Genomic DNA, 1,205 nt, shown 5'->3' with positions numbered 1-1,205 from the left:
TGGGCACCGAACTTGCGGTCCGCCTCCAGGGCGAACAGCGCGGCGGCCAGGACCGGGAACGCCAGCAGGACCAGCACGCCGGTCAGCAGCACGTTCCACGTGAAGATCGGCATCCGGAACATCGTCATGCCGGGCATGCGCATGCAGATGATGGTGGTGATGAAGTTGACCGAGCCGAGAATGGTGCCGAAGCCGGAGAAGGCCAGGCCCATGATGCCCATGTCGGCACCGATGCTCGTGGTGTGGATCGCGTCCGACAGCGGCGCGTACATGAACCAGCCGAAGTCGGGGGCACCCTGCGGGGTGAGCAGTGCGCCGGCCGCCATCAGCGAGCCGAACAGGTACAGCCAGTAGGCGAACATGTTCAGCCGCGGGAACGCGACGTCGGGGGCGCCGATCTGCAGGGGCATGATCCAGTTCGCGAAGCCGGAGAAGAGCGGCGTCGCGAACATCAGCAGCATGATCAGGCCGTGCATCGTGAAGGCCTGGTTGAACTGTTCGTTCGACAGGATCTGCAAGCCGGGGCGGGCCAGTTCGGCGCGCATGAAGAGCGCCATGATGCCGCCGACGCAGAAGAACGCGAACGAAGTGATGAGATACAGCGAGCCGATGGTCTTGTGGTCGGTGGTGGTGAGCCACTTCACCACCACCGCACCGGGTTGCCGCGCGTGTGCGGTCTCCGAATCCGGTGCCTCGGCGCTCGCCGCCGCGCTCTCCAGGGACGTCATCAGGTAGTCGCTTCCTTGGCCGGTGTACAGGACACGACCACGACTAGCGGACGTCGGGGCGGGAAGCGGGGACACGCGCGCCCGCGCGTCCCCGGTTCCCTCGAATGCAGCAGCTGGGCGTCAGTGCGACAGTCGGATGTCGTGCTGTACGACGCCCGACGTGTCGTCCAACGTGTCCTCCACGCTGATCAGTTCGGCGCGCGGTGTGTGCTGCGACGCGGAGATCACGAGGGTGTGGGTGCCCGCGGGCAGCCCCTCCACCGTGTAACTCCCCTGGTTCACCGCGGCCTTGGCGAGCCGCTTGCCGCGGGCGCTGATCACGGTGATCCAGGCGGGGCAGCCCGCGGGGTGCTCGGCGCACTCCACCCGGCCGGTGACCCGGGCCCGGCTCACGGGGGCCGGTTCCCGACGCTGCTGTGGAGCCTGGACCTGCGGCGTGGGCCTGGGCGTGGGAGCCGGCCGGGGCCGCGCCGGTGC

The 1,205-nt window shown here is 68.5% G+C and carries 2 protein-coding genes; both read right to left on the bottom strand.

The window, feature by feature from the left end:
• Positions 1-728, bottom strand: a 728-nt coding sequence (locus OKJ99_RS08720; RefSeq protein WP_326015282.1) for a cytochrome c oxidase subunit I, incomplete at its 3' end; no start/stop codon positions are given.
• Positions 729-848: 120 nt separating this feature from the next.
• A complete protein-coding gene (locus OKJ99_RS08715) occupies positions 849-1,121 on the bottom strand; it encodes a hypothetical protein (RefSeq protein ID WP_326015281.1) in 273 nt (90 codons plus the stop codon).
• Between the last annotated feature and the right edge of the window lie 84 nt (positions 1,122-1,205).

Origin of the sequence: Streptomyces endophyticus (assembly GCF_035798155.1) — a bacterium.
Classification (GTDB): Bacteria; Actinomycetota; Actinomycetes; order Streptomycetales; family Streptomycetaceae; genus Streptomyces; species Streptomyces endophyticus.
This window is presented reverse-complemented; position numbering and strand designations above follow the sequence as displayed.